This window comes from Caulobacter sp. UC70_42 (assembly GCF_044056025.1).
Taxonomy (GTDB): domain Bacteria; phylum Pseudomonadota; class Alphaproteobacteria; order Caulobacterales; family Caulobacteraceae; genus Caulobacter.
The window spans coordinates 4836303-4860467 of sequence record NZ_CP171994.1 but is presented as its reverse complement, the minus strand read 5'-3'; the positions used below and the strand labels follow the sequence as shown (position 1 = coordinate 4860467).

Here is a 24165-nt window from a genome sequence, read left to right as displayed (position 1 = left end):
AGCCCGATCAGAACCCGGCGTTTGGGTACATCCATTTGAGGATGACCGATGGGTTTTGGACTGCGACGGCCGCCGCCTGTGTTTCCGCGCCCCACATCGGGTCTTGAAGCGCGTCGTTATTCAGGCGAAGGCCAGTCTCGCCGGGGTGGATGGACTGATGCCAACGGTCGGTCAGACGGTCGCCCTCTTGAGCGACAAACATGCGCTCGAACGTGCTGGCCACGTCGAGTTCAACCATCCGGGCGTTGGTCTGAGCCGTGGTCTTCGCCGTGTCGAGACGACCACTGAACAGAAGCTCAGGGACGCCGATCACCGCGCCGGTTGTCTCGTTGACGATCCCGAACCAAATCTTGACCGGGGCGCCTTGGTAGAGCGGTTGGTTCAACTGTCCCACGGCCGCGCTCGTGGGCGGGAAGATGGTGACCGTCACGCGGGGCGCTTCGGTGGCCACGGCCTCGCTGACGGCGCTGATCGTGCCGAGCGTCCCGAAGGTGTCGTCCGAACCGCTGAAGGTTGTGCTGACGCCGTTGACGAAGAACGTCACGAAGCCTGAACCGTCGATCAGGTTGACCGTGTAAGCAGGGTAGGGGCCGGACGCTGGTAGAGCGATCTGGACGGCCGTGAAGACCCGGATGGCCTGCGACTGGAGGCCGGTATCAAGGGAAGCATCAAGGGCCATTACGCGGCCTCGCTGATGCTGAAGGTCAGGCCGATGGCCTGAGACAGTCCGACCGACCATCCTTGCGACGTGTCGGCCAAGAACCCTTCGATTTGAGGGTTGGCGAACTCAGCGGCGTCACCCGAGGTCATCGGCGTTCGGAGCATCGGGAAGACGGTCAGCGTCGCGGCGCCACCGGCGGCCGTGGCCGCAGCGGTCGCCATGTGCAGGTATCGCTTCCCGCCGTGGACGATGCTGAAAAGCTGACCCGAACGGATGGCGTATCCGTTGGTGAAGCCGGTCAGGGTGAGCGTCGTGCCCGACCCGCTGACGACGGTCGGATTGCCCGGAGACCCGATTGCGAGGCCGGGCTGTTGGACCGGGCAGGTGACCTTGTTGGAAAGGCCCTGCAGTAGTGCCGCGACGACGCTGGCGCCCTGCGTGTAGCTGAGCTTGCGGGTGTTGACCGTCAGGGTGAAGCGGTCGCCTAGACGGCTGATGCGCTGGACCGGCCCGCCGAACTGCGGCGTGGCGTTCGTGGCCGACGAAACGAGCTTGAGTTCTTGGGCTTCGTGCTGCGGAAGGGAAGGAATTGAAATCGTCACCGACTATTTAGGACGGCGACGATTTCCTTGATTTACAGGCGGTTACGGCCCGTTCTCACGCTGTCCTGAGCCGATGCTTGGCGGGACGTCTGAACGGCCTGCACCATGCCCTTGTACACTTCCTCTTTGACCCAACCGGCCATGACGGCGCCGTCCGCGTGGATGACCGGCGCATAGTTGTTCACGACGGTCGAATTGCCCGATCCGGTCGGAGTCTGGAGCGCCCGTTTCAGCAGGTTGTTCGGGGCGACCTGAGCGCCACGGGGCATCGCCACCAGTTCGGGACCGGCCTCGCCGACGATGGACAGGCCGCCGCCGAAGTAGTTCGTGCCCGCCGCGTTCTTGGCCACGCTGACGTTCGCGATCTTGCCGAAGCCGGGGAAGATGTTCCCGAGGGCTTTGAAGATCAGCATTTTGACGGCGATCTTCACGAGGTCGGCGATGATCGCCTTTGCCGTGTCGGCGAAGGCGGCCTTGAGCGACTTGGCGCCGGTCACCGCGTCGGCGATGCCGTCCGCTAGACCGTTCAGGCCGTTGGCGGCGACGCCCTGTAGCTTCTGGGTCGTGACCTCTGCGTCGGTCCCGAGGTTCTTCAACCACGTGGACCACGACGGCAGTTCGTCGCCCTGAGAAGTTACTAGGTCTTTCCGTTCGCCCGCCTGATTGTCGTTGAACACCGACTGGCGCGCGGCAACGCGAGCGTCGATTTCGTCCTTGGTTAGGCCAAGCTTTTTGAGGTCGAGGCGAAGCTGATCCTGCTGAGCCACAAACGACAGCTTGTCCGCTTCCTGACGCTTGGCCAGCGCGGCGGCTTCGTAGGATTGCTTGTCCTTGATCGTGGCCGCGTGGCTGGCCAGCGAGCGAAGGTCGTCCTCTTGAACCCGAAGACCCTCAAGCTTGGTGTCGAGGTCGCGGGCCGTGACTTCGCGGGTCTGCTGGTCGAGATCGCGCTGATAGGCGGCGTCCTCAGCTTGAACCTTGAGATTGTAGGCTTTTTTGTACTTGCCCTTAGCAATCTCAGCGTCGGGGCCGGAAAGCTGCTTGTCCTCAACGGCCTCGTCGAGCTTCCGAACGTGTTGGTCGTATTCGTCCTTGAGGGACGTGAGGGCGGCCTGATGCTGTTCCTCGCGCGTGTAGGCGAGGCCACGGGTCGCGTTCCGAAGATCGGTCTCAGCCGCTTCAATCGCGGTGTCGCCACGACGTTCGCGTCCGGCGGCGCCCTTGTCGGGTTTGGTCGTTCCCGGCGTCGGCTTGGGGATGTACTCCACAAGCTTCCGGTTTTGCTCCGCATAGAAATCTTTCCACGCGGCGGCGTTCGCCTCCTCGGCGGTGGTTAGGTCTTTGCGTTTCTGGGTGACATCGGCGCTGTCCTTGACCGGGCCTTGTTGGGGCGCGGTCATGCCCGGCGAATAGATGTTGGTCGAGAACTCGCGACCCACCGTTGCGCGGGCGAGATTCTGACGAGCGTGGATCACGTCGGCCCCGGTCTTGCCGGTGTTTTTCAGCAGTTCTTCAAGGCGTGCGGCCTTGGTCGCCGCCGCCTCCCGATAACGGGCGTCCGCGAGCTTGTTGGCTTCCTTGGTGAGGTTGGCCGTGTGCTGGAGAGCGTCCTTTTCCGCCGACGTCAGGTCACCGGTCGCGACGCGGGCGGCGTGGCTGGCCTTTGCGGCTTCGGCCTTGGCGGCGCGGGCGGCCTCAAGACGACCTTGGAATTGGCGTTCAGCTTCCGCCGCCTCCATGGACTTCGCGGCGAACAGGCCAAGGGCGGCCGTGACGGCGACGATGGCGAGACCGACGCCCGTGGACGACATGAGGCCACGCATCGCCATCGCGGCGGTTTCGGTCGCGACGGTCGTCCCGCGCATCGAGGCGGCCATTGTGACTTGGAAGGCGGCGAGACGAGCCGAAGCCACACCGGCGCCGATGGCTTCAGCCGTGTAGGTCCCGAGGGCGATCCCGGCCCGACCAATGGCGGGCGCCATGCTGACGGCGAAGATGCCGCCAAGGACGATCAGCGACTTACCGAGAATGTCGAGGTTTTGGCTCAGCCACGTCAGCGCGCCCGTCAGTTTCTGGGTCGCGCCGTAGGTCTGGTCTACTGTCGAGATGCCCTTGATTAGGGCCGTCTGGACGTTCTGCATCGCCTGTTCGACGGTCAGGCTGGCCTTGGCCGCCTTGCCTTCCAACGAGCCAAGACCGGCTTCGATCAGCTTGGCGAACTCAGCCGAGGACAGGCCGCCCTTGAGCACGTCCGCGCGCATCTTGGCGACCGAACCGCCGTATTTCTCCGACGCACCGGCGGCGGCTTGGAGGAGCGGCAAAAGCCCCTCGTTGATGCTGTTGAACTCCTCGGCGCGGACCGTGCCGGAGGCGAGGGCCTGAGACAGTTGCAACAGGGCGCCGGAAGCTTCTTCAGCCGATCCGCCGGACACGCGAACGGCTGCGGCCACGGCGTCGGTGATCGTGAGGACACCGGACGACGAGAGGCCGAGTTCCTTGGCCGATTGGCTGACGCGGCCATAAAGCTGACCGAGAGGTTCGAGCGCGGCGCCGTTCTTGAGCGCGGCGGCGTAGAGGTGGTCCTGAACCTCGGCGAGCTTGACGCCCTCAAGGCCCGCGACCTTCAGGTTGTTGGTGAAGCGGTTGTAGGTGTCGGCCGCGCCGATGGCGGCGTTGCCCGCGAACGCGGCTGCTAGGGCAGGGGCGAGTTTGGCGAGTTCAGCCGTGGCGCCGGTGACGCCCGACGACATGGATTTCTGAAGGGCGCCGCCAATGTCGGCCTTTTGCCAAGCCGACTTGGCTGAAGCGGCCTGACGGTTCTGATCAGAAGCAATCCGCTCAGCGGCCTTGCTGCTAATCTTCTGCATTCGAGCAACTTCGCGCTCGAAATCAATGATGTTAGCTTTGTATCGGGTCTCTATTGTATCAAGGACGGTGGCCATCCAGTATTTAGGATGGCGTCACCTTGTCCTTGTTCATTGCTAGGAACTCTTCCATCGACAGAACGCGGGTTGCTTGTTCGCTGCGTTCTTCGTGGGCGGCTACGAGACGTTCAAACTCGTCATCATCAACCGGTTCGTCCTTTTCATCGGGCTGACCGCCATTGGCGAGCATCCATCCCGACCGGACGCATGAGAATTCATAGAGGCTCATCGCCTTCACTTCGGCGGGCGTGTAACCGGCGACCCCTCCGAACTGGAAATAGCTAGACCACTTTATGTGGCGCTTTCCGTCGTCGGGGTCTGTTGCTCCCCCCGGCTCGTCATCCCCGACTTCGGGGAGGTCGTCAGGAACGCCCACCATGGCCGCGTACAGGGCCTCAAGGGCTACGGCCTGATAGTCGATAAGATAGCCGGACTGAACGGCTCGTTCGGTCAGCCTTTTGGCCTGCTGCGGGTGCAATCCGCCGCCGATCAGGCCAAGTCGGATGGTCTCAATGATGTCTTGAGGAAACCAAGCACCCTCCGAAAGGCGAGACAGAATTACCGGAGGCCCGCTGTCGCGAACCTCCGATAGTTCAATCAACTCGCCGATGCGTAGGCAAAGATCATAGTCGTCATCATGAATGAAGCGGGTGATCTTCGCTGAGCGAGTACCCTTCATGCTTAGACCGTCGTCACCGTGACGGCGCCAGCTTGCTCAAGGGTGATTTGAGCTTGAACCGACTGCTGACGTTCACCGGTGATGTTGAACGAGGTCATGACGAACGGGCCGGTGACGGTCGTGTTCGCGTAGCTGATCTTACAGTTACGGACGGCGGCGTTGCCGGTGGCCCACGCGGTGTAGAAACCGCTGTCGGCCTTCGCGAACGTGCCATTGCCGTCAACTTTCGTGTCGAACGAGGCGACGCGGCGGACGGTCTGAGCCGGGGCGGACAGGTCGTTCAGGTCAACAAGCTCGTCATCCACGGTTTTCGTGCTGAACGAAAGCGCCGTGGACTTGTTGAACACCATCGACTGAGCGTAGAGCGTGGCGTTAGCTTGGTCTTGAACCTTCACGACCATCGTGTAGCCGAGAACAGGATCAATGATATTTGCAGGCATATTGTGAACTCCGAAGTTTAATTGTTCGGAGTTATTTATCTGTGGGCGTTAGGTGGGCTGGCGCTCGACCATGTATCTGAATGAGCAGTCGGCTTGTTCTGTTGTTCCCGTCGCGCCGGTGTCGTCGTATTCTTTGTGGATGCGCACGCTCTCGAAATGGAATTCGAAGGCCTTAAACCCGACGATCTCAATGGGACGGTAGAGGGCGCCGAAGATCGCGTTCACCACGGCCTTCAGGCTGTCCATGTCGGCCGCGAAGGCTGAGACCTCTACGTTGACCTCGAACATTTCGCCGCCCTCTTCGTGGGCGCCTAGAACGTGGTCCTGACCGAACTCGATGTAGGGCAGGGGCGTCTTCGCCGGGACGCGCAAGAAGATGCGACCGCCTGCGGCGTCCACGGCGGAAAGTGCCGAGTAAACGGCGTCTTGGATCGAAAGGGATGGCTCAAGCTGCATCCGTTATTTACCACGGAGCACTTGGCGGACGGCCCGGATGAGGGCGGCTCGATACTTTCGGCGCATGATCCGAACGAGCGGGAAGAAGAACTTGGTCGGCGGTGTCCGCGATCCGTCCTTATTTCGGTGGCCGAACTCCAAGGGCGCCGCATACGGGAAGGCCTCCGAACCGATGGAAATGACCTTCTCGAACCCGTTGGCCCCGGTCTTCACACGGATCGACGAGACGATGTGACCGCGATAGGGCGAGCCTTTCGGGACCGTGATCGCCAGCCGGGCCGCGTGCTGGGTCGCGATGCGCTCGTTGACGGCTAGGATCGCCTCGCGCATGGCCGCAGGCTGACGGGCAAGGGTTGCTTCGAAGGCCGCCTGACGCTCGAACGCCGACCGCCTAGCCACTGGCCTTCACCGTCATGGTCAGGAAGCGACCGCGTTCGTCGAGATTGGCCGCCCAAACGATGTTGAAGACCGCGCCGGTGCGCTCGTTGGTCACGCGCCAGTCGGCCGCCGGGGCGGTCAGCACCGACGACAGGCGAACGGTCATATCGAAGGTGTTCACGCCGGTCAGGCGAGCGGCGCGGACCTCTTCGCCGCCCTTGGTCGGGCTGATCTTCGCCGGGACGCCGGAGGCAACGACGCGCCACGTCTCAACGAACCCGCCGCGACCATTGGGCTCGCGATCGGGGCGTTCGATCTTCACGCGCTCGCGCAACTCGCCTGCGCCCGGCGGACGGAACGCCATTAAGCGTCGTCCTCAGCGTCATCGAGTTCGTAATCAGCGTAGCCGAGTGCAACGGCGCGTTCCGCGCACTCGTCAGCAACCTCAACAGTCTCGCCCGCAAGGTAGGCGTAGGTTAGTTGGGTGTGATCCTTGGGGACGTAATCGTAATCCCGAATAAAAGTCACAAGTTTCATGGCGATAATATTTATCGCCGGGCAATCAGCCGAAGGTCGTGACCCGGTAGCGGCTCAGGATCGCTTCGACGCCCATGGGGAGTTCGAACGGCGTCACGGAAAGCTCTGTCCCAACGACCGCTTCACGGTTCCGATAGTAGTGGCCGACCGTCAGCAGAATGGCCGCCTGTAGGTCCGCCGGGATCGTCTCGAACCCGGCCGTGAAGGTGACCGTTACCGCGAACGGCGCGGCCATCGTAGAGGGCCAGCTACCGCCGACCGGACGGGCGACCGTGCCTGTGGCGACGTCCACGATGTAGGCGGCCGGGTCTAGCGTCTGGGTGACGCCTGCGGTGTCCCGGTAGGTGATCGCCGCGACGCCGGTGACCGGACGGAGCGGGATGACGATGCAGCCGCAGGGGAAGCCCTCAAGGGTCAGCTTGTAGGTCGCTGGGCGGAGAGGGATGCCGACCCCCGTGGGGCCTTCCACGGCCGCCGTAGCGGCCTCCAGATACAGGGCAATCAGGTCGTCATCGTCGTCGTGGCCGACGCCGAGGTGTTGCTTCACGCGGTCGAGTTCGAGAACAGGTTCAGTCGGGGCGGCGACTAGGCTGGTGCGGTCAAAGTACATCCACTATTTAGGAATTGACGCGGGGAGGCCTTCGGTATGGCTGGTGAAGCTGGTCTTGAACTCAGGAAGACAATTCGGGCGCACGACGATAAGTTTGACTATTTCCTTCTCGCGGCGGCTGGCGCTTCAATCGCCTATGCGATGAACCAAGTGAAAGGCATGGCTCTCTCTTGGTCCCAGATTTGCTTGGGTGTCGCCGTTCTCAGTTGGGGGCTGAGCTTCTATTTCGGATGTGAGCGGTTGGCCTATGTTCGTGGCTCGCTCGCCATCAATATTCAGATGAACGACGCCTTCCACGACAAGAGGTTTACTCTCGCTGATCGCCATTTTCTGCGGGATAAAGGTGAGATTGCGTTCAATAAAGCCGATGGCATGGCGGCCGTTCGGCGCAAGCTTCAATATGGCTTGCTGATCTTTGGGGGCATTTCCTACATCTGTTGGCAAGTGAACGAGATGTATTGGAAGGCAGTGAACACCTAAAGAAAAACCCCGGCCGAAGCCGGGGTTCATCTTACTCAACGATGGCGCAGCGAGGCCTTTTCCATCGATCGGGTCTCGCGCACCAAAGTAGCTGTTCCAGCGGCAAGGGCGCGAATTGCGTCCTCGCCGACCAGAACCTTACCAGTAGCCTTATCTTGGGCTTGGATCATTACTTGACCTTCAGGCCCTTGATAGCGCGCGAGTCCATCAGGTCGCCGTCGAAGCGAATGAAGGCCAAGAACGCGACCTGACCGGAGTCGGCGAAGCGTTCGTTCAGGCGCTTGATGACGACGTTGTTGACGCGACGAGCCTGATACTTCTTGAAATCACCGAAGACGACCGGAACGTTGCCAGTGGCAATGCTCGCCATGTCTTGGTTGATGGCGTACTTGTAGCCGAAGATCGTCGGGGCGGCGCCCTGAACAGTACCCGGTTGCCAAATGTAGTTGCCGTTGTTGTCCTTCTTCTTCTTCAGGTCCAGCAGCGTAGCGTCGTTGAACATGAAGCCGACGCCCGGATTGCCACGGTAAGCCGGGTCAACTTCGTGTGACAGGTTCAGGATGTCGTCGGTGGCGATGACGGCGTTGGCGGTCGTCAGCAGCGACGGAGTACCAACGGCGGTGATCAGGCCGTTCGGGGCGCTCGTGCCCGTGCCAACGGTCAGTTGGTAGTTCACCAGACGGCCCAGACGCTCGGCGATGGCGTCGGTCAGGATGCTCTCGATGCTGATTTCAGCGTCGTTCAGCAGTTCATCCGATACAAGGATGATGTCCGACGTGCCCTTGTAGGCGTCGAGGTCGATGGTCGAGAAGGTGACCGAGGCGTTCGATTGCAGGGCAGTCGCTTCGCCGATCATTCGGCCCTTGTTGGCCGTGTCGTCCATCTTCGGCCACGTCAGCTTCGCGCCCGTGCCGGTGTTCAGGTACGAGATGACCGAGTCATCGTTCATCGGACCAAAGGCCTTTTGAGCCTTGATCAGGTTGGCTTGGAACTGAGCCGGGACCAGATAGCCACCAGCCGAGTTCGTGCCGACGTTCTGGTCGCGGAATTCGCGACCGCTTTCCGGCAGTTCGTGACCGCGCATGGCGGCTTCGAAAACGGCGGCGTGGCGCTCTTCCTTGGTCTTGGCGCCGGTGGCGGCGGCCGAACGGTCTTCGACCTCGCGGCGCGGATCGGCGGCGTTCAGAGTGGCGTCGCGCTCTTCAATCGAGCGCAGCATTTCGGCGCGCTTTTGCAGGGCTTCCGATTGGGCGAAGGCGCGGTTGGCCTGTTCGTCCAGTTCACGAGCGCGACCTTCGTCGGTCTTGTCCGTGATTTGGTTCAGAAGGTCGCGGGCTTCGTGCGCCGCTTGGATGCTCTGGGTGAGCAAGTCCTTGTGGTTAGACATTGATGAAATAACTCCGAGTTAGAAAGTCTCGGAGTTATTTATCTTCAGGTAATACTAGGCCGCCGGAAGGCCCCGGATGTGCTGTTCAATCGCCTTCAACATCAGGGATCGCTTGATATTCAGGGCGACGTTCTCTTTTGCTACATTCGGATTTTGGGCGGTGACCGATGTCAAAAGCGTCGTTGCTGATTGACCGGTGAAACGCGAGTCAACGAAGTCGTCTCGAACACCCATCGGCTTCTCGTCGTCGAAATAGATTTTCGCCGGGTCGAGGGTGATCGGCGCGCAACGAGCCTCTTCGGCCTTGAAAGCCTCCAGAGACCGCAGGGCCGCCGTCGTGTCGGGATAGGCCGGGCTGATCACCGGCGAGACCTCGAACAGGTCCACGTCGATCAGCGTGCGTTCGGCAACGCCATCGTCGCGGCGGACCCACGAGTCCTTCACGACGCGGAAGCCGAACGACATTTGAAGATCGCCGTCGCGAGCGGCGTCCAGTTGCGCCGGGGTGAAGCGCGTGGTGTCCAACTCAAACGCCAGACCTTCGGTGTCCGACGTCAGCTTGAGCTTGCCGCCACGGGTCGAGCCGAGGGGTTGGCTGCTGTCGTGCGACCACAGTCCATGGATGTTCAGTTCACCGGCCGCAGCAGCGTCGAGCGAACGGGCGAGGGCGCCGGGTGCGACGCGCTCAATGAAGCCGCCGAGGTCGTGGCTGTCACGGTTATAGACGATGGCGTGACCGGCGAGCTTGTCACCGGCGACGCCAGCGGCGCGAGCCTCCGGGGCTACGGTTGGGGTGAACGAAAACGAGCGATATTCGATAGTCATTGGTCTTCCTCGCCCGACGCGGCCGGGTCTTGGTCGGGGTTGGGTTGGGTCGGAGCGGACGGGGCGACTTGCTTCCCCGCGTCGGTCAGCGGGACGGTCGCGCCTTGGATCAGCAGACGGTCGCCGCCCGGCTTGGCCGGAAGGTTCAGGTAGCCGCGAGCTTCATCGGGCGTGTAGATGCCGCCGAACACGCCGGTCCGAAGGCCTTCCATCTGGGTCTTGAAATCACCGCGTAGCAGGCCAGCAAGGTTGAACTCAGCGTAGTTCGTGGACTTTCGGCCGAAAAGCTTCGCGTTCAGTTCTTCCTCAATCATCTTTAGCCATTGCGTGAGCGTGTGCTTCACGAACGCCAAGTCCTGATGTTCACTGTTGTTGAATGTGCCGCCCGTCAGGTCTTTCAAGAACGACGGCGGGATGTTCCAAATGCGCGCAACTTCCGTGATCTGGAATTTGCGAGCGTCGATTAGTTGAAGGTCGGTGTGATTGAGACCCAGCGTCTCAACTTCAACCTCCTTCGGAATGGCTTCGCCGGACCGTGACCGCTTCCCGCCCGTGTAGAGCTTGGCGTTCAATTCAGCGGCGGCGCGGTCGAAAGCCGCCGGGTTCTGCGCCGGAATCTTGAACAGGGTCGTCGGCACGCCGCCGTTAGCGAAGTTGTTCGCGGCGAAGCGTTCGGCCGCGATGGTCAGGCCGATGCTGTTGCGGTGCTGTTGGATGGGGTTGATGTGGCTGATGCCGTCGCCCGCAGGCATCCAAACGAAGTCGAGGACTTCACCGGCGGCGAACACGTCCACGGCGCCGCTCTTGCGTTTGCGCTCGTAGACTAGGCGGCTGTCTACGCGCTTGATGGTCAGCGTCGAGAGGTCGAGCGGCCACAAATTCATGGGCCGGTTGGCGCGGTTGCGCTCGATCCAGACGACAGCCCGGCCCTCAAGCATGAGGCGGGTCATCAACCATTTGCGGAACTGGAAAGACGTCAGAAGGTCGTCGTTCACCGTCCCGGTCAGGAGCGGATACACCGGGTCGCCATCGGCTTTGACCGGACCGTCATCGCCGTGGCGGTAGACGTGAAGGGGCAGGGAGGCGACTGCACCCGAGACGAAGTTGACCGCATCCCAGATAGCCGGGACGCCAAGCGCCGTGCGCTCGTTGACGTCTTCGTCTGTAAAGCCCTTGAAAGTGTCGCCGAACGCCAGACGGAAAGCGTTCTCGTCTGTCAGTGAAACCGAAGGGTTCTCAAGACTGTTGGAGCGGGTTTCGCCTCCGAAAATTCCAAATAGTGCCATCGACTATTTAGGAAGATCGGTCATGCGGCCCGATTACTGCCGAACAAGCTAAACGTCGGATCATCCCACAAAGACCGTTCGGGACCGGCCTGACGGTCCTGCGACTTGAGGCCAAGGGCCATGGCCAGCGCCACGGCACCGTCCACGCGCATTCGGACCTTCGTCTTGTCGATCTTCCGGTTACCGGCCGGATCGCTGACGCTGACCGCGTTCAGGACGTTCCACGTCTGTATTGGATTGCCGTCATGCTGAAGCTCGCCCTGAAGGACGGCGTGTTCAAAAGCGTTGACCGCGATCCCCATGGACGTGAAGCCCTGACCCCACGGGACTAGGCGGATGCCGGGGCCTTCTCCTTCTTGGGCGACAACGCCGATGTCAGACAGGCAACGGAGCAATTCGCCGATGTAGGCGCGGTCATAGGCGACGCCGACGACCGGGTTCCTGTCGTTGATTTCCCGGATGCGATGGGCGACCCACTTAGGGTCAACCGACCGCCCCGGCGTGGCGGTCAGCCATCCTTGCTTGCGCCAAATGTCGTAGTGCTGACGGTCCCGGTCGCTGTGGTCGCGTAGGTGATCCTCCGGTTTGAAGAAATTGGCTTTGGCCCGCGACTGCTGGCCAGCCGACACCGCCACGAGGGCGGTCAGGTCGGTTCTCAACGACATGTCGAGACCAAGATAGACCTGTTCGCCGGGCTCGAAATCCCACGTGTCCGACAGGCTGAACCGGGGCGCGTCCGTGATGGTCGGTCCGCAAGCTCGCCAGTCCGTCGCCGCGATCAGGGACGAATGGAGGGGGACACGCTGGTTGAGGTACAGAAGGCGAAACTGTTGCTCGAACGACGGAAGGCGCACCGCTTCCTTCGCCATCGCGACCAATTCGTCACGGTCGCGGAATTCACCAAGGGCCGGGTTCGCCGCAAGCCAAGCGGCTTCGTCCATCAGGTCACAACCTTCGGGCGCCGAGTGCAGCGCCACGACACGAGTTGGGTCGTCATCCGCGCTGTCGATCATCTCGGACAGGACGTGTGTCGGGTCGTCGTTCTGGGTGCTGGTGACCATCAGCAGCGGCTCGGAGCGGGCACCTTGGGAGGTCGCCAACGTGTCGAACAGTTCGCGCGATCGGCTCTGAGCAAGCTCGTCGTAGAGGATCAGGGAAGGGTTCAGGCCGTGTTGACGGCCCGCATCGCTCGACAAGGCGCGGAAGACCGATCCGGCGGCCTTGATGTCGCTGCGGGTCACGTAGACGGTCTTTGTGCCGCGAACGACCTTGAGGACGGCTCTTAGCGCGGGCTCTGCGTTGATGAACCGTTCGATGGCTTTGAAGACGATACCAGCCTGAACGCGGTCATTCGCGGCGCTGTAGATTTCACCGTTAGGTTCCGACTCCGGGCCGATCAGGTGGCAAAGGATTAGCGCTGCGGCGAGTTCGGTCTTACCGTTCTTGCGGGCAACGGAATAAACAGCGCGTCGGACGACACGCTTTCCGGTGATCTTCGAATGAGGCGCGTAGACCTTGTAAATGAAATCACGCTGGAAGGGCCGAAGTTTAAGCTTCTGGCCCGTACCGTCGCCGATCATGACGGTCAGTTGTTCAACGAACGCAATTACGCGCTCGGCGCGCTGGTTCTTGTATTCAATTTCGTTACTCACCGAGTATTTACCCGGTGAGGGCTTAGTTGAAGTTGAAGGTGCTCTTTGGAGATTCTTCCGGCGGTGCGTTGATCGCCTGACGCGCTAGAGGGTCTAGACCCAGACGGGCGCCGAGGCTGGCCATCAGCCGGGCCTTGTCGGACTGGATCGCAACCCACGGAGAAACGGCGAGGGCACCAGTTCCGCGAACCATGACGACGGGCTGGGTCTGGAGCGCTTCCGAGGCCATGGCGTGCATGGCCACGGCCTCGCAATATGCGGTCAGAAGGTTCTCGTCGGCGGCTGTCCAGACGCCAGCGGGCATTGAGCCCGCAAGGCGCTTCCACACGACGGCGGCGGCCTTGGTCATTGTTTTCGGCGGGGAAGGGAGGCCCGTGGCAACGGGTTCAGCCTTGTTGATGGCGCGCTTGCCGGGGTTGCCCTCCAGCTTCTTTATGGCGCTTGGTTTTGACGGTCTTCCTGCTGGCATGTCGCAGGTATTTAGGCGGGCTCCCCAAGGTGGCGCCTATGGCATAGCTTCTCGCTATGAGCGCGACCACCACTAGACCCGCTGACGCCGCTACGCCTGAGAAGGTCGTGGTCGTGACCCCGAAGAATTCCGACGCCGCTCCCTGTGACCGTCGGCAAGCCCGTCACCGTGGCGGTCACACAGATGCCGCCTGACGATCACCTGACGGACTGGGTGAATATCGGGGTGTCGGGCACGGTCGGCTTGGTCGCGGCGCTGCTGGGCGCCTACATCGGCTACCGGCTTACGAAGAAATCAAACGACGACACCCGACAGCGCGAGGAGCGCGAGAAGAACGAACACGCTGTGTTCGTGATGACGCAGAAACTGGGCAAGATTTACTCCCGTCTCACCGTCATCAATGAGTCTGTCGTCAACGCGGCTATGAAATCTGAGAATGAGAACCAAAAGTACATCTTCATAAATGCCAGACCCGCAGCGAATAAGCTGGCGGAGGTCCATTTCACTACGGACGAACTTTGGCGTACCAGCCGCATTGCTGGCCTAGAATTCACAAATGACGTCAGCATTCTCGACGAGCAATTCAATTCAACGCTAAGTCTACTCGAACGATACGAGCGAGAGCGCAGGCTGGTCATTGAGCGTCTTGAGGCTCACGGCGAGGCGACCGATGGTGGATTTGAATTTGATTGGGAAAGTCCTGAGATCGCTAAGGCCGCGCCGCATCTTGAGGCGCTTGATGCACTGATTGCCAATATGATCGAGAATACCGAAGCTGACCGCCCGCGCGCAAGGAAGGCGATTATTGATCTTCATAAGGGCGCGGGGCGTTACCTCAAGCGTCAACACTTGATCGTTGTAAATGATCTTGAGGGTAAGCCTGAGACCATCAAGGCCATCGACGGCGAGCCTTAGAGGCTAGGTCTGATATGTTTGGAGTGCTTGATGGCGCTTGGTTTAGATGGACGTCCTGCGGGCATATCGCAGGTATTTAGACGGGGCCGCCTATGGTTTAGCTTCGGCGTATGACGACTCCAGCGACCCAAGCCAAGCCGCCCCGCTGTTCAGCCGCAACAGTTGCCAGCCGCGCCAGCGACAACCGGTCAGCCCATCAAGGTCATCGTCGAGAAAGTCCCCGACGACAAACACGACTACGGGGCGGACCTGATCACGGGAAGCATTGGTATCGCAGGCGCGCTCATCGGCGCTTGGGCGGGCGCCATGGTCACGGCGGCAATCGCGCGGAAGCAAAAGCAGGGCGAAGAAAGGGAGCGCGACGACATGGCGATGGTCTCGCTATTCCGCGTGATCACTAAAGCCTACACATTCACAACGGGGTACGTAGCCGATGTGAATACAGCGGTGGCCGCCCACAAAGAAGGAAAAGCACAATTCGTGTCAGCCGCGCTCCAGCCATACGCGAATTACCCGAACAGGGTGACTATTACCGGCGAAGAAATTTACAGAGCTAAGCGAGTTCGGGGGCTACCAATTTTCGAATATGGTCGTGGACCTTGATGACCGCTTTAACGCCATTCTCGAAATGGCCACGATGTATCGAACGCTTCGTACGCAAGCGATGTCGCTGTTGAAAGTCGAGAGCAATAACGGAACTGCCGTCGTTGGTTCTGCGGACAAGGAAAACGAAGCGCTCATAAAGGCTGAGTTCGCTTCATTGGATAATATGATTGGTCAATCGTTGGAAATATCCGACGACCTTCGAAAGGACGCCTATCACGCGATGATCCGGTGCGTTGAATGTATTGTGGAATATTTTCAACGTGACCAGAAGATTGAAACGGTTGACCTCGACGGCAAACCGCAAGTCATCGAACTCAAGGCTACCCCTAAAAAATAGGTCTGAATTTCGCGGGCGCGTGCGTTGTGGAGAGTGCCGGTGTCCGGCCGAACGTCCGGGAGCTTCGACCCTACCCCGGCCGGGGTCGTCCGCCGGTCGAGGGGGGGGGGGGATGAGCGCGGCCCGGCAGAGAAGGGGAAGAACTCGCCGGGCCGGTCAGGTCATGCGCGGACCCGACATACCTATTTAGCCTAGATCAGGCTGCGCGGTTCCATTCGCCAAACACTTCCTGAGCTTTGGCCTGATATGCCGCTGAGGCTTCCTCAATGGTCGCGAATGTTCGGTTGAGGACGAACTCGCCGTTGAACCAAAGTTGGGCGCGGTAGCGGTCCTTGACTTGAGTTACACCTTTGACGCCGAGCTTATTGCTCTTGTGCATGCGTCTGTTGATCATGTTTTGTTGGCGAGTAGCTGGGCGAAGGTTGACTAGCCGGTTGTCGGATCGGTCGCCGTTGATGTGGTCAATCTCGTGCTCTGGCCACTCGCCGTGGGTCAGCAGCCATGCGAGTCTATGAGCCATGTATGGCTTCTTGTTGATGGTAATGCTGAGGTATCCGCTACCTCTATCAACGCCAATGGGTCTATTGAAGTGTAATGAATAGACGTGTCCGGTGTCGGGATCGTATCTATATCGCTCCGCTACCTGATCTTTCGTCAGGTCTGTGCTAAATGTAATCATGCAAGTATTTACACTTGCAATGCGACTACTTAACTGCGGCGTTTATTTGCTGGATGGCTAGGGTCTAACGGAAAGCCCGCAGCGTCACACATGTCGTGGTAGCCACGGTTCTCGACCTGTTGCTTGGCCGTGTCGTGGCAAGGTTTGCATAGGGATTGGAGTCCGCCGGACCAGAATAGTTCGTAGTCACCGCGATGCGGCGTCACGTGGTCGGCAACATTGGCCTCGGTAATCCGGCCTGCGGCGTCACAGAAACGGCAGAGAGGTTCGGCCTGTAGCTGGGCGGAACGGCGACCTTTCGGCCCTTTCCAAGCCGCCCAATGATACCACTTACGATATTCTTGCGCTTCGCTACTTCGTTGATCCACGAAGCATATTTATTGGATTGCAGTGTCTATTTTAAGGAAAGTGGCCTCGACTATAACGACTTCGGAAATGATGTTCAGAAATGCCGCAACGATTTTGCTGCGTCGATCTATCCGTTCGATCCATTCCTTACAAAATCGACGATAGTAAATCTCGTGACCATTTTTCCATCTTGCCGACATCTCGTGATTATGAGTGGCGAGCAAACCGGATATCGTCAGGCGGTGAAGTGCAATGTCATCAAACGGCTGGTGGTGATGAATGCTGTTTCGTGCCCGCAATTCGCTATCAAAAGTTTTTTCGAACTGTTTAATGATGTGTCCAACGTTCATCCCCGTGTTCGGATACATCTTTTTATGTAGGGTCAGAAAGCGCTTCAGGCGTTCTTTCATCATGTAGACGGAGCCGAAATACATCTCCAATACATTGCGAGCATGTTCGACGCGCGTTACCGGCAACCCGCCGAACGGAAAACGGCGCAGGTAGAATTGGCTCTGAGAGAGTGCGGTGAGTGTCTGACTAAGGTTGAACCACGCAATTACGAGTTCGTGCTGTCGTTCAGTCTCTGCATCGAGAACGAATTCTTCAACTTCGGTTGGGTCATGCCATGGTTCATCAAAAGCAAGCGTTGAAACTAGCTGCTTGCGCTTGAATTCGTGAAACTCTGGCGTGAATATTTTGTCGATCCAAGTGGTTATGGAGTCTAGGAGGAGGTCGGTAGCCTCTTTCTCCTTTTTGGTTTCGGTGAGTGCCATGCACTCACCTTAGCCGTGTTCGTGCCGGTGGAAAGTGGCCACCAATTTGCGCTCGCTATCGAGCCCCAGCAGCCCGAAGCATCGCGTATGCGGTGCGGATGACGGCTTTCCAGAATAGGCGGCTCATTTCTCACCATCCTTCCAGCCCTGACCGGCGATGCGGAGGATGCGGGCGACGATAGGGTTTTCTAGCGGGTTCGGATCGACCCACTTGAGGGCCTGAGCCTCGGGAGGCATCGCGGCGACGATCCGTCGAGCGTCGCGCCCACGGCGGGACTTCTCGACGACGACCGTCAGGTTGACCTCGGCGAACAGGCGCTTGGCCGTGTCGTGGAGCACGTGGCCGGGCGACAGGAACGCGGCGCCCAAGGCCGTCACCGGCAACGACAGGCCGCCGACGTCCACGTTCTTATTCGCCAGTTCCGACAGCTTGGCGCCGACTAGCTGGTCACGGATCGACGCGAGTGTGTTGGTGTTACGCGGACGCGGGTGGAACGCTTCACATTCGGTCCGAAGGCCGCGCACCAGCGACGTGATGGCCGCAGCCTTCTCTTGGCGCGTCGAGCCGGGTAGTTCGCCGAATACCTTGGCGATCAGGTCGGGGGTGATCTGGACGGTCATTATGCGTCCTCCCCAGCCAGAACTTCGGCAACGACGGCCGCGCTGATCCACCACTTGCGATCTTGGGCGGTGTTCATGAGCGTGTAGGTCTCGCCGTCGAACGAGAGGCCGTTCGCCGTCTCGATGTGCGCCACGGTCAGTTCATCGGCGTCGTTCTCGACGATGGCCAGATAGGCGGCCTTTACCTGTTCGAGGGTGTGCTCGCTGCCATCGTCACCGGCGGCTTCGTCATCGGCCAAGGCCTCTAGAAGCTGCGTGAGGACGCTGCGGATGTTCGAGACCTCCAGCGCCAGCGCGGCGACGCTCTGGGCTTCCTTGAGGGCTTCAACGTCGCGCTTGATGGCGGCGACTTCCGTCGAGCAAACGCTAACGGAGATGTTCAGCTTCTTGGTCAGGTCATCGCCCTGTTCGGCAACGAGCTTTTCCAGAGCGTTAAGGCGTTGGGAAATCGTCGCGAACGCATTGTTGCGGGCGATAGTCTCTGTGTTGATCTGCTGAACGATCACGCTCAGCTTTTCGTCGGTGGTCTTAGTGTCCATGTGTCCTTTTGTTGTTGGTCCAGAGGGTTAGTTGTTTTGATCCGTGCGGATCATGTTCAGCATCTTCTCGCCCATGTTCGGCTGATTGGCGGCGAACCATTCAACGACGAATTCCGCCATGCCGGTTGGATCATCGCGAAAGCCGTGAACGGCGTCGAAAAGCATCGCCTTCACGGCGGTCAGGTCGGGCGGGCTCATTCTCCGACCTCCCAGACGATCAGGGCGACGTTCGCGGCGGCCAAGGCGGTGAGCCCGGCGAAGGCCAGCGTGGCGACGGCGCCGAACACGAAGTTGGCGACGTGGACGGTTTGGAAGAACGAGGCTTCCGCGACGCCGAGGGCGACCGTAGCCAAAGCTGCGAAAATGACCGTGTCGCGGAAGTGTCCTGCGATGGTCTTGAGTTTATTTGTGTCTAGTATTTTCATCATAATTGATCCTGAATGCCGCTATAATAATATTTAGCGGTCTGGATCAATATTAATATACGCACTTTACCATTTATCTTCGTTCTTCAGTCGATGATTATAGTCATAGACTGTCTCGTGGTATTCTCTAGCGGTCTCAAGGTACTTTCTGAAGCCTTCGACGGTTTCCATGTCAAAGCCGATCATCCAAAAATCGAGATCGTCCCATTCCAGAGGTTCGATATCGTCGCGCTGATTACGAGCGAAGGGCAGTAGAGATGTGGCGGCGACGTAGAGGATGAGGCTGCGGAGCAATAATTGAAGTGATGCTTCGAGAAATAGGGCGTTCTCAGGCGAGAGGGTGGCGGTTGAAATCTGCTGAAGCCACTTCTGAACATGGGCGCACCTCTCGGCGACCATCTTGTTCTCTGTGGATGCGATCATTTCTTTGATCGCGGCTGAGGCCGTGGCGGGGATTTGCGGCCAAACAGTCTCGTCCATGACTGTCGTTCGTTCCTTCCGGGTCGGTCCTGCGGATGACGGACACTGCCGAAATGACTTCTTGCGCATAGGTTTGGATCGCCGCGAGAGCGTGGGCGAAAGCCGTTCGGGCGGCCATCTCTTGGCGGGCTAGTCGCCTTTCTTCGCGCTCATGGCTGCGGCGATTGTTGTCCAGCGCGACCAGCACGCCGACAGTCGTCGCCAACGCTGACGCGAACGTCAGGTACTTGGTCAGGCTCATCAGGATGATGGTCACGGCGTAGAGGCCGAAGGGTAGGGCGATAAGCCCTAGGGCTCCGGTCCGCCACGGATGACGCTTGGCCCATGCGCTGACCGGCGCGAGCTTCTTGCGGTTCAAGAAGATGGCCGTGGCAACGGCGCCAAGAATGGTGAAGGTGATCGCCCCGGCAGTCGTGGCGTGGCCGGGCACAGCCTTGTCGCCGGTCGTGCCGTCGATCCATTCGCCGAACCACGAGAGGCGTTCCCAGATGAAGACGGGGAATAGGTCGGGTCGGGATCATTTCGCCGCTCGCTTGCCGGGGCCGGGACCCAGCAGGACGCGGGACAGGTCGTCCGCCGGGACCTGAGCCTTGCTTTGGGCGACGTCCCTGCGCATGGCGCGCATCAGGTCGATGATGGTGGCTTCGCCCTCAGGTGTCAGGGTCGTGGCCCCGGCTCGCTCGAACGCGGCGAGCGCCAGCACGACCTTTTCTGACCCATATATGCAGATGCGGGTTTTTGCGTCGGCCACGAGCGCGAGGCTTTCGCTCGAACGGCTCTGAGCTAGGGCGGCGAATCCTCGGAAGAAATCGGCGTAGGCCTGAGCGCGCTGGACGACGAGTTGCTTCCGCGTCTCCAAGCTGCGGCCAAAGGCGTATTGCAGCGCCGCGCCGATGACGGCGCCGATCAGCGGCAAAAAGGCGAGGGCGATAGTCTGCGTCGGAGTCATGGCTGACGGTCGCAGGCTTGGCCGTAACAGGCAAGAAACGGCCCAAATAAGAATAGCCCAGAGGCCCGGCCGAGCCCCTGAGCTATTCGCTGTACAGGTGGCCCTTTCTCCTACTTCCGCCCTGATGAGAGGCGATGTCGGCGCGGGCTGGCCACAGACCGCTTATGGCGCGACGCGAGGCGCTTGTAAACGGCTTTTCTGTGTATAGACGTAGGAATGTGCATGGCGCACATCGCTGTCAAAAGTTTTGACACGGAAAACGGGGTTGAATCACGAGTTTGACGATGTCGTCATTCTTGGCGTTGTGTGTCAGCAATCATGACAGAAGCTATGACGAAGCCGTCAGTCACGTCAGTAGGACTTACATAAGCTCAATCATAGAAGCCACTACTAACTTAATCGTCTGTCCAACGAAGGTTCAAAGGTTCACTGTCGTAGGTGGACGCAGGCTTAATCGCCTAGTTGGTCAAAGAGCCATCGTAGTTGGTAACGAAGGTCAGCTTGAAGGTGGTTGAAGCGTCGTTGTCGGTATTGAAGCTGACCCTTATGAGAAGGTCAGGACTAAGGGGCGGAACGAATGAAGCTGAGGATGTTGGCCGTCACGTTGGCGACGGCTCTGGTTGCAACGTCGGCGTCGGCTGAGGCCCTGTATGTCTCTCGGATGGACCTCGGGCGAATGACCCTCATTGACCGCGACAGCATCCGTTGGAAGGACGGGATGCCGACCGTCACGCAAATTGAATTCCGTGGGACGCCTTTCCCGAAGGGAGACGGTCGCTACATTCGGGAAGACATCACCCTCTATGAATACGACTGCAAGGCGGCGCGCTATCGTACTCGCGGGTGGTCATATCGGACGTTCACCGGCGAAATCATCGACCAGAGTGACTTTGTCTCCGACTGGAACAACGTCGTTCCCGATAGCTACGGCTTCCACGACCGGGAGCTAGTTTGCTTCAACCGGGATCGCCTCGACGCAAATGGCGAGGGTTCCGCTTTCACTGGCACGCTGAACGCGGCGAGGGATCGCTATTACGAATGGTTGGGCGGCGAGCTTTATCGGGTTCAAGAGGATCGTGACGCGAAGGTAGCGTCTGAGCACGCCGCTGGAACGAAGTAGGGACCATGGATAAACGTCAGGGCATCCCGTTTCAGAATTTCGTCGGGGTCATCACGAAGACGTTCGGTGGCCAACCCGGCGTCACGGTCGAAGTCGGGAAGCTGGTCCCGGACAAAACGACCGGTCGCGTCCGGGACTTCGATATTGTGATTACGTCCAAGGTCGGGCCGCACACGATGACCACGGCCATCGAATGCAAGGACAAGGGGCGGCCAATCGACACCCCGGCAATCGAAGCGTTTTCCAAAAAATGCGAACGCCACGGCTTCACGACGAAGGTCATGGTGTCGTCCAGCGGCTTCACGAAAACGGCTCAAGAGGTCGCCAAGGACGAACGCGTCACGCTGATGACCTTGAAGGAAGCTGAGGGCTTCAAATGGCTGGCCACGCCGACCATCAGCAAGCGTTGGCGGAAGTTTGAGCCGTTGAACATCGGCTTTAACATCCGCCCGGACGATGTGCCGAAGGTGGTCATGCCGTTCACGGCCTATGACGAAGACGGTGAGGCCATCACCTACGAACAGTTCCAAGTGTCCATTGAGGCGGCTCTACCGAGCTACATCGTGCTCCCTGAAGGGATGCAGACCGAACACATCCTGATCGAAGGCCCGTTCACTCTGATCGACGCCACCGGCGCCAAGTTCGCCGCCGCAGATGCAATGTGCGTCGCCAGCTACGAATGGCAAGAAACGCAAATCCAGTGGGAGACCCATGAATATTCGGGTGATGGAGCCCGGTTCGAGGTGGCCAGCGTCAACGCCAATGTCTTCGGATCGGAGTCGCGGATCGTTCTGCGCACTCAGGAAGACGGACAGCTAGGCGTCTTCTTTGTCGGTGACGGAAAGGCTGAGTGGGTTCCTTCCGAGGTCGCGGACCCGGCCGCTATCCCGCAGTTGATGAAACCGTCCGACCCATAGTCCGCCCCCCAAAGTCAATAAATCAAATATATGGAGTTTATAAGTCCGGGTGGGCGATAAATAGAAATCAGAACGACGCGGTGGAAGGCTTAGTTCTCACGGGTTTCAAAGATCACGCCGAGTCAGTGCGTGTGTATGCGGCTCCAAAATGAAAGGTGTCTTCCACCGCTTTTCATTTTGGAGCCATTTTTCATGCTTGATCTAAACGAATTCGAACATCACCTAAGACTAATCGCCTCTGACCGTCCGCTGATGGACTCTTTCAAGGCGTCGAACCCCGGCCTCATCGGCCTCTTCAAGAGCTTCACTCAGGACGTCCCGGCGAACGTGGCTCAGGCCGCGCCCTTGCCGAGTATCGAGTCCATGACGGCCATCCAAGTCGCGCTGTTCGACAATGGCGAGCCCGAGAAGCTGTCTCGGGGCCGTCCAGCGACGAAGGCCCGCTACGTCGCCTCGCTGGAGGTCTGGACGGCCCCGGCGGATCGCGTCCGCACCCACAAGGTCGGCGACTATCAACGGAAGGCTCTCGCAGCCCTGTATGGCCCCGCTGAGACCCTGAACCGTCTCGACACGTGGGCGAACCCCAAGAAAGTCCGGCACACTCTATCGCCCGCCTACGTGGCCGAACTGCGGGCGATCTGCGAACAAGCTGACCCGGACGACCTGATTGGCCTTCTCTATGTGAAGGTCGAGGGGACCGTTTATCAGGAACGCCAGTTCGTCTATCTGCCCGGCGGCCTGCGAGGCGAACGAACGGCCATGGTCCTTGTCGTTGGTGACGAGAACTACCTGTTGCCGACCTTCTCCCGTTTCGCCCCTGACGGTGAGACGGAGCATCGCGGAAACGTCATCCTGCAATCGCGGGCGGATCGCGTCGGCTTCTCCCATTCGTGGGCGACCCCGGACCACGGCGCGGCGTCCTGAAATGCGCCTGCGGCTTCAAACGGGCGTTTGCCAATTCTCTAGTATACTAGGGAAAATCATACTAATTAAACTATAGTATACTAGAGAATTGGTCTCGCAAGACGACGGCACTTCGTGCGTTTCGCCCTATGGGCGACTACAGGGCTCGTTCCTCGCCCTGAAAATACTATGGTTTTTGCGCTGCGCTCGTTTTGGAAGCCAAATTCCTAGACTAGAGAATTGGCATCGCTTCGCTCGCCCAAGGCCAGAGAACTCGCTTTGCTCGTTCCCTGACCTTCTAGAAAACTAGCCGCGACGAGCCCCGCCGCCCGATCCGACCGCGCGCCGATAACGCCGGTGTTATCTATCCAATTGTTTTCCCTAAATATTTCATGCGTTTCTATGTCGCCAACATCACCGACGAGGGCGTTCGGGTCGTCGGAGCCGGTATTCGCGGTGAACTGTTGACCCATGACGAGTTCGCCGAAAGGTCTGTAGCCAATTGGGTCGAGTGGAAGTCGGGGAAGGGGAACACCTTCGTCCTGCGATCTGAAGACCCTTACACAGACACCCTCATCCAAACTCGCTTTCAACTACGATAACCGTGGCCTTTGGGTAACACCTACCCCTGATCGACCGGAAAAATGTCGCCCGAACGCTTTTTTCTCAGGGCGGCCGTTACTCGACATTACTCAACGACATGACTCTAAAAGTTCTCAAGGGTGCATAAATTCATTCGTGTAGTGTCGTGTAACGATCCGCAAAATATGCGCCTCATGCGGCGAGGTCATTACTCAAGCGTAGCGGCTTGTGATCGTGTTGACTGCCGGGGAAAGTTCCAACATCGCTTTGGTCGTTCCTGTTTTTCTCCCGACCGTCAGGAACAGTTTCCTCGCAAGCGGAGGCCGGATGATGCGTAACTTTCATCTGGCCTCCAAAACTACGTGATTATTCTATCAGAAGGCTCCGCTATGACCGATCCCATCCGCGAACAAGTCCATGCCCTCGTGAAAGCGAACCCTCATGTCCCCCTTGAGCGGTTGCTCGTCGAGATCATGGATGTTTATCGAGCCCGTGGAGAAAGCTTGGTTCGATCCGCGCGGGCGAAGGCCGTGTGGGCGGCGCGAAAGGCCTCTTCACAACCTCAGACGGTTTCGGCACCGTAAA

30 protein-coding genes are annotated in these 24165 nt (G+C 59.5%); 7 read left to right on the top strand and 23 right to left on the bottom strand.

The features are described 5' to 3' along the window. Positions 1-7: 7 nt before the first annotated feature. The 9 genes from ACHMW8_RS24490 to ACHMW8_RS24450 all read right to left on the bottom strand — a co-directional run bounded on the left by ACHMW8_RS24490 (position 8) and on the right by ACHMW8_RS24450 (position 7287). Positions 8-679, bottom strand: coding sequence for a hypothetical protein (locus ACHMW8_RS24490; protein WP_395444057.1), 672 nt, complete (start codon positions 677-679; stop codon positions 8-10). Further along, positions 679-1263: a hypothetical protein gene (locus ACHMW8_RS24485; protein WP_395444056.1), complete on the bottom strand. Its 585-nt coding sequence runs from the start codon at positions 1261-1263 to the stop codon at positions 679-681. The genes ACHMW8_RS24490 and ACHMW8_RS24485 overlap by 1 nt, the downstream gene beginning before the upstream one ends. Before the next feature lie 32 nt (positions 1264-1295). Beyond that, positions 1296-4205: a tape measure protein gene (locus ACHMW8_RS24480; protein ID WP_395444055.1), complete on the bottom strand. Its 2910-nt coding sequence runs from the start codon at positions 4203-4205 to the stop codon at positions 1296-1298. A gap of 7 nt (positions 4206-4212) precedes the next feature. Then, a complete protein-coding gene (locus ACHMW8_RS24475) occupies positions 4213-4866 on the bottom strand; it encodes a gene transfer agent family protein (RefSeq protein WP_395444054.1) in 654 nt (217 codons plus the stop codon). Between the two features lie 2 nt (positions 4867-4868). Next, on the bottom strand, positions 4869-5306 hold the full coding sequence (locus ACHMW8_RS24470; RefSeq protein ID WP_395444053.1) for a phage tail tube protein: 438 nt from the start codon (positions 5304-5306) through the stop codon (positions 4869-4871). A gap of 48 nt (positions 5307-5354) precedes the next feature. After that, on the bottom strand, positions 5355-5762 hold the full coding sequence (locus ACHMW8_RS24465; protein WP_395444052.1) for a DUF3168 domain-containing protein: 408 nt from the start codon (positions 5760-5762) through the stop codon (positions 5355-5357). 3 nt (positions 5763-5765) lie between these two features. Further along, complete coding sequence (locus ACHMW8_RS24460) at positions 5766-6092, bottom strand: hypothetical protein (protein ID WP_395444051.1); 327 nt, start codon at positions 6090-6092, stop codon at positions 5766-5768. A 61-nt stretch (positions 6093-6153) separates the two neighbouring features. Then, positions 6154-6504 carry a head-tail adaptor protein gene (locus ACHMW8_RS24455; RefSeq protein ID WP_395444050.1) on the bottom strand — a complete coding sequence of 117 codons (351 nt, stop codon included), beginning with the start codon at positions 6502-6504 and terminating at the stop codon, positions 6154-6156. Between the two features lie 198 nt (positions 6505-6702). Beyond that, the gene (locus tag ACHMW8_RS24450; RefSeq protein ID WP_395444049.1) at positions 6703-7287 is read right to left on the bottom strand and encodes a head-tail connector protein; all 585 of its coding nucleotides are present in this window, start codon (positions 7285-7287) and stop codon (positions 6703-6705) included. A gap of 36 nt (positions 7288-7323) precedes the next feature. Here ACHMW8_RS24450 and ACHMW8_RS24445 point away from each other — a divergent pair, with 36 nt between their 5' ends. Next, the gene (locus ACHMW8_RS24445; protein WP_395444048.1) at positions 7324-7767 is read left to right on the top strand and encodes a hypothetical protein; all 444 of its coding nucleotides are present in this window, start codon (positions 7324-7326) and stop codon (positions 7765-7767) included. Positions 7768-7936: 169 nt separating this feature from the next. Here ACHMW8_RS24445 and ACHMW8_RS24440 read toward each other — a convergent pair whose 3' ends face one another. From ACHMW8_RS24440 to ACHMW8_RS24420, 5 genes are read right to left on the bottom strand one after another with little or no spacing between them, the layout of a single operon-like run. Continuing rightward, positions 7937-9154 carry a phage major capsid protein gene (locus ACHMW8_RS24440; RefSeq protein ID WP_395444047.1) on the bottom strand — a complete coding sequence of 406 codons (1218 nt, stop codon included), beginning with the start codon at positions 9152-9154 and terminating at the stop codon, positions 7937-7939. 54 nt (positions 9155-9208) lie between these two features. Further along, entirely contained in the window at positions 9209-9979 is a 771-nt protein-coding gene (locus tag ACHMW8_RS24435; RefSeq protein WP_395444046.1) for an HK97 family phage prohead protease, read from the bottom strand. After that, on the bottom strand, positions 9976-11265 hold the full coding sequence (locus tag ACHMW8_RS24430; protein WP_395444045.1) for a phage portal protein: 1290 nt from the start codon (positions 11263-11265) through the stop codon (positions 9976-9978). The genes ACHMW8_RS24435 and ACHMW8_RS24430 overlap by 4 nt, the downstream gene beginning before the upstream one ends. Before the next feature lie 20 nt (positions 11266-11285). Then, entirely contained in the window at positions 11286-12917 is a 1632-nt protein-coding gene (locus tag ACHMW8_RS24425) for a terminase large subunit (protein ID WP_395444044.1), read from the bottom strand. Between the two features lie 22 nt (positions 12918-12939). After that, positions 12940-13266: a phage terminase small subunit P27 family gene (locus ACHMW8_RS24420; RefSeq protein ID WP_395444043.1), complete on the bottom strand. Its 327-nt coding sequence runs from the start codon at positions 13264-13266 to the stop codon at positions 12940-12942. A 264-nt stretch (positions 13267-13530) separates the two neighbouring features. Between ACHMW8_RS24420 and ACHMW8_RS24415 the strand changes: the two genes are divergently transcribed. From ACHMW8_RS24415 to ACHMW8_RS24405, 3 genes are all read left to right on the top strand, one after another. Next, positions 13531-14301 carry a hypothetical protein gene (locus ACHMW8_RS24415; protein ID WP_395444042.1) on the top strand — a complete coding sequence of 257 codons (771 nt, stop codon included), beginning with the start codon at positions 13531-13533 and terminating at the stop codon, positions 14299-14301. Between the two features lie 162 nt (positions 14302-14463). Next, positions 14464-14904 (top strand): hypothetical protein, encoded by a 441-nt coding sequence (locus tag ACHMW8_RS24410; protein ID WP_395444041.1) that lies wholly within the window; start codon positions 14464-14466, stop codon positions 14902-14904. Next, entirely contained in the window at positions 14894-15244 is a 351-nt protein-coding gene (locus tag ACHMW8_RS24405; protein ID WP_395444040.1) for a hypothetical protein, read from the top strand. Before ACHMW8_RS24410 ends, ACHMW8_RS24405 begins: the two co-directional genes overlap by 11 nt. Before the next feature lie 196 nt (positions 15245-15440). On the opposite strand, the gene ACHMW8_RS24400 is transcribed toward ACHMW8_RS24405, so the two are convergent. The 8 genes from ACHMW8_RS24400 to ACHMW8_RS24365 form a co-directional block, all read right to left on the bottom strand. Then, positions 15441-15764: an HNH endonuclease signature motif containing protein gene (locus ACHMW8_RS24400; RefSeq protein ID WP_395444039.1), complete on the bottom strand. Its 324-nt coding sequence runs from the start codon at positions 15762-15764 to the stop codon at positions 15441-15443. 536 nt (positions 15765-16300) lie between these two features. Further along, entirely contained in the window at positions 16301-17044 is a 744-nt protein-coding gene (locus ACHMW8_RS24395; RefSeq protein ID WP_395444038.1) for a hypothetical protein, read from the bottom strand. A gap of 123 nt (positions 17045-17167) precedes the next feature. Further along, complete coding sequence (locus ACHMW8_RS24390; RefSeq protein WP_395444037.1) at positions 17168-17665, bottom strand: hypothetical protein; 498 nt, start codon at positions 17663-17665, stop codon at positions 17168-17170. Continuing rightward, on the bottom strand, positions 17665-18171 hold the full coding sequence (locus ACHMW8_RS24385; RefSeq protein ID WP_395444036.1) for a hypothetical protein: 507 nt from the start codon (positions 18169-18171) through the stop codon (positions 17665-17667). The genes ACHMW8_RS24390 and ACHMW8_RS24385 overlap by 1 nt, the downstream gene beginning before the upstream one ends. 60 nt (positions 18172-18231) lie before the next feature. After that, a complete protein-coding gene (locus tag ACHMW8_RS24380) occupies positions 18232-18402 on the bottom strand; it encodes a hypothetical protein (RefSeq protein WP_395444035.1) in 171 nt (56 codons plus the stop codon). Further along, complete coding sequence (locus ACHMW8_RS24375) at positions 18399-18557, bottom strand: hypothetical protein (RefSeq protein ID WP_395444034.1); 159 nt, start codon at positions 18555-18557, stop codon at positions 18399-18401. The genes ACHMW8_RS24380 and ACHMW8_RS24375 overlap by 4 nt, the downstream gene beginning before the upstream one ends. A 400-nt stretch (positions 18558-18957) precedes the next feature. Continuing rightward, positions 18958-19539 (bottom strand): hypothetical protein, encoded by a 582-nt coding sequence (locus ACHMW8_RS24370; RefSeq protein ID WP_395444033.1) that lies wholly within the window; start codon positions 19537-19539, stop codon positions 18958-18960. An 87-nt stretch (positions 19540-19626) separates the two neighbouring features. After that, positions 19627-20025, bottom strand: coding sequence for a hypothetical protein (locus ACHMW8_RS24365; RefSeq protein ID WP_395444032.1), 399 nt, complete (start codon positions 20023-20025; stop codon positions 19627-19629). A 709-nt stretch (positions 20026-20734) separates the two neighbouring features. On the opposite strand from ACHMW8_RS24365, the gene ACHMW8_RS24360 reads away from it, so the two are divergent. The 3 genes from ACHMW8_RS24360 to ACHMW8_RS24350 all read left to right on the top strand — a co-directional run bounded on the left by ACHMW8_RS24360 (position 20735) and on the right by ACHMW8_RS24350 (position 23019). Continuing rightward, the gene (locus tag ACHMW8_RS24360) at positions 20735-21178 is read left to right on the top strand and encodes a surface-adhesin E family protein (protein WP_395444031.1); all 444 of its coding nucleotides are present in this window, start codon (positions 20735-20737) and stop codon (positions 21176-21178) included. Between the two features lie 5 nt (positions 21179-21183). Continuing rightward, positions 21184-22095 carry a restriction endonuclease gene (locus ACHMW8_RS24355; RefSeq protein ID WP_395444030.1) on the top strand — a complete coding sequence of 304 codons (912 nt, stop codon included), beginning with the start codon at positions 21184-21186 and terminating at the stop codon, positions 22093-22095. Positions 22096-22230: 135 nt separating this feature from the next. Continuing rightward, complete coding sequence (locus ACHMW8_RS24350; protein ID WP_395444029.1) at positions 22231-23019, top strand: hypothetical protein; 789 nt, start codon at positions 22231-22233, stop codon at positions 23017-23019. A 206-nt stretch (positions 23020-23225) separates the two neighbouring features. On the opposite strand, the gene ACHMW8_RS24345 is transcribed toward ACHMW8_RS24350, so the two are convergent. Then, a complete protein-coding gene (locus ACHMW8_RS24345; RefSeq protein ID WP_395444028.1) occupies positions 23226-23471 on the bottom strand; it encodes a hypothetical protein in 246 nt (81 codons plus the stop codon). Positions 23472-24165: the final 694 nt, after the last annotated feature.

Bases quoted from the DNA above. Each gene is read 5' to 3' on its own strand.
- ACHMW8_RS24490 (WP_395444057.1), bottom strand. From the start codon at position 679: ATGGCCCTTGATGCTTCCCTTGATACCGGCCTCCAGTCGCAGGCCATC.
- ACHMW8_RS24480 (WP_395444055.1), bottom strand. From the start codon at position 4,205: ATGGCCACCGTCCTTGATACAATAGAGACCCGATACAAAGCTAACATC.
- ACHMW8_RS24475 (WP_395444054.1), bottom strand. From the start codon at position 4,866: ATGAAGGGTACTCGCTCAGCGAAGATCACCCGCTTCATTCATGATGAC.
- ACHMW8_RS24470 (WP_395444053.1), bottom strand. From the start codon at position 5,306: ATGCCTGCAAATATCATTGATCCTGTTCTCGGCTACACGATGGTCGTG.
- ACHMW8_RS24465 (WP_395444052.1), bottom strand. From the start codon at position 5,762: ATGCAGCTTGAGCCATCCCTTTCGATCCAAGACGCCGTTTACTCGGCA.
- ACHMW8_RS24460 (WP_395444051.1), bottom strand. From the start codon at position 6,092: ATGCGCGAGGCGATCCTAGCCGTCAACGAGCGCATCGCGACCCAGCAC.
- ACHMW8_RS24455 (WP_395444050.1), bottom strand. From the start codon at position 6,504: ATGGCGTTCCGTCCGCCGGGCGCAGGCGAGTTGCGCGAGCGCGTGAAG.
- ACHMW8_RS24450 (WP_395444049.1), bottom strand. From the start codon at position 7,287: ATGTACTTTGACCGCACCAGCCTAGTCGCCGCCCCGACTGAACCTGTT.
- ACHMW8_RS24445 (WP_395444048.1), top strand. From the start codon at position 7,324: ATGGCTGGTGAAGCTGGTCTTGAACTCAGGAAGACAATTCGGGCGCAC.
- ACHMW8_RS24440 (WP_395444047.1), bottom strand. From the start codon at position 9,154: ATGTCTAACCACAAGGACTTGCTCACCCAGAGCATCCAAGCGGCGCAC.
- ACHMW8_RS24435 (WP_395444046.1), bottom strand. From the start codon at position 9,979: ATGACTATCGAATATCGCTCGTTTTCGTTCACCCCAACCGTAGCCCCG.
- ACHMW8_RS24430 (WP_395444045.1), bottom strand. From the start codon at position 11,265: ATGGCACTATTTGGAATTTTCGGAGGCGAAACCCGCTCCAACAGTCTT.
- ACHMW8_RS24420 (WP_395444043.1), bottom strand. From the start codon at position 13,266: ATGACCAAGGCCGCCGCCGTCGTGTGGAAGCGCCTTGCGGGCTCAATG.
- ACHMW8_RS24400 (WP_395444039.1), bottom strand. From the start codon at position 15,764: ATGGCTCATAGACTCGCATGGCTGCTGACCCACGGCGAGTGGCCAGAG.
- ACHMW8_RS24395 (WP_395444038.1), bottom strand. From the start codon at position 17,044: ATGGCACTCACCGAAACCAAAAAGGAGAAAGAGGCTACCGACCTCCTC.
- ACHMW8_RS24390 (WP_395444037.1), bottom strand. From the start codon at position 17,665: ATGACCGTCCAGATCACCCCCGACCTGATCGCCAAGGTATTCGGCGAA.
- ACHMW8_RS24380 (WP_395444035.1), bottom strand. From the start codon at position 18,402: ATGAGCCCGCCCGACCTGACCGCCGTGAAGGCGATGCTTTTCGACGCC.
- ACHMW8_RS24360 (WP_395444031.1), top strand. From the start codon at position 20,735: ATGACCCTCATTGACCGCGACAGCATCCGTTGGAAGGACGGGATGCCG.
- ACHMW8_RS24355 (WP_395444030.1), top strand. From the start codon at position 21,184: ATGGATAAACGTCAGGGCATCCCGTTTCAGAATTTCGTCGGGGTCATC.
- ACHMW8_RS24350 (WP_395444029.1), top strand. From the start codon at position 22,231: ATGCGGCTCCAAAATGAAAGGTGTCTTCCACCGCTTTTCATTTTGGAG.
- ACHMW8_RS24345 (WP_395444028.1), bottom strand. From the start codon at position 23,471: ATGGGTCAACAGTTCACCGCGAATACCGGCTCCGACGACCCGAACGCC.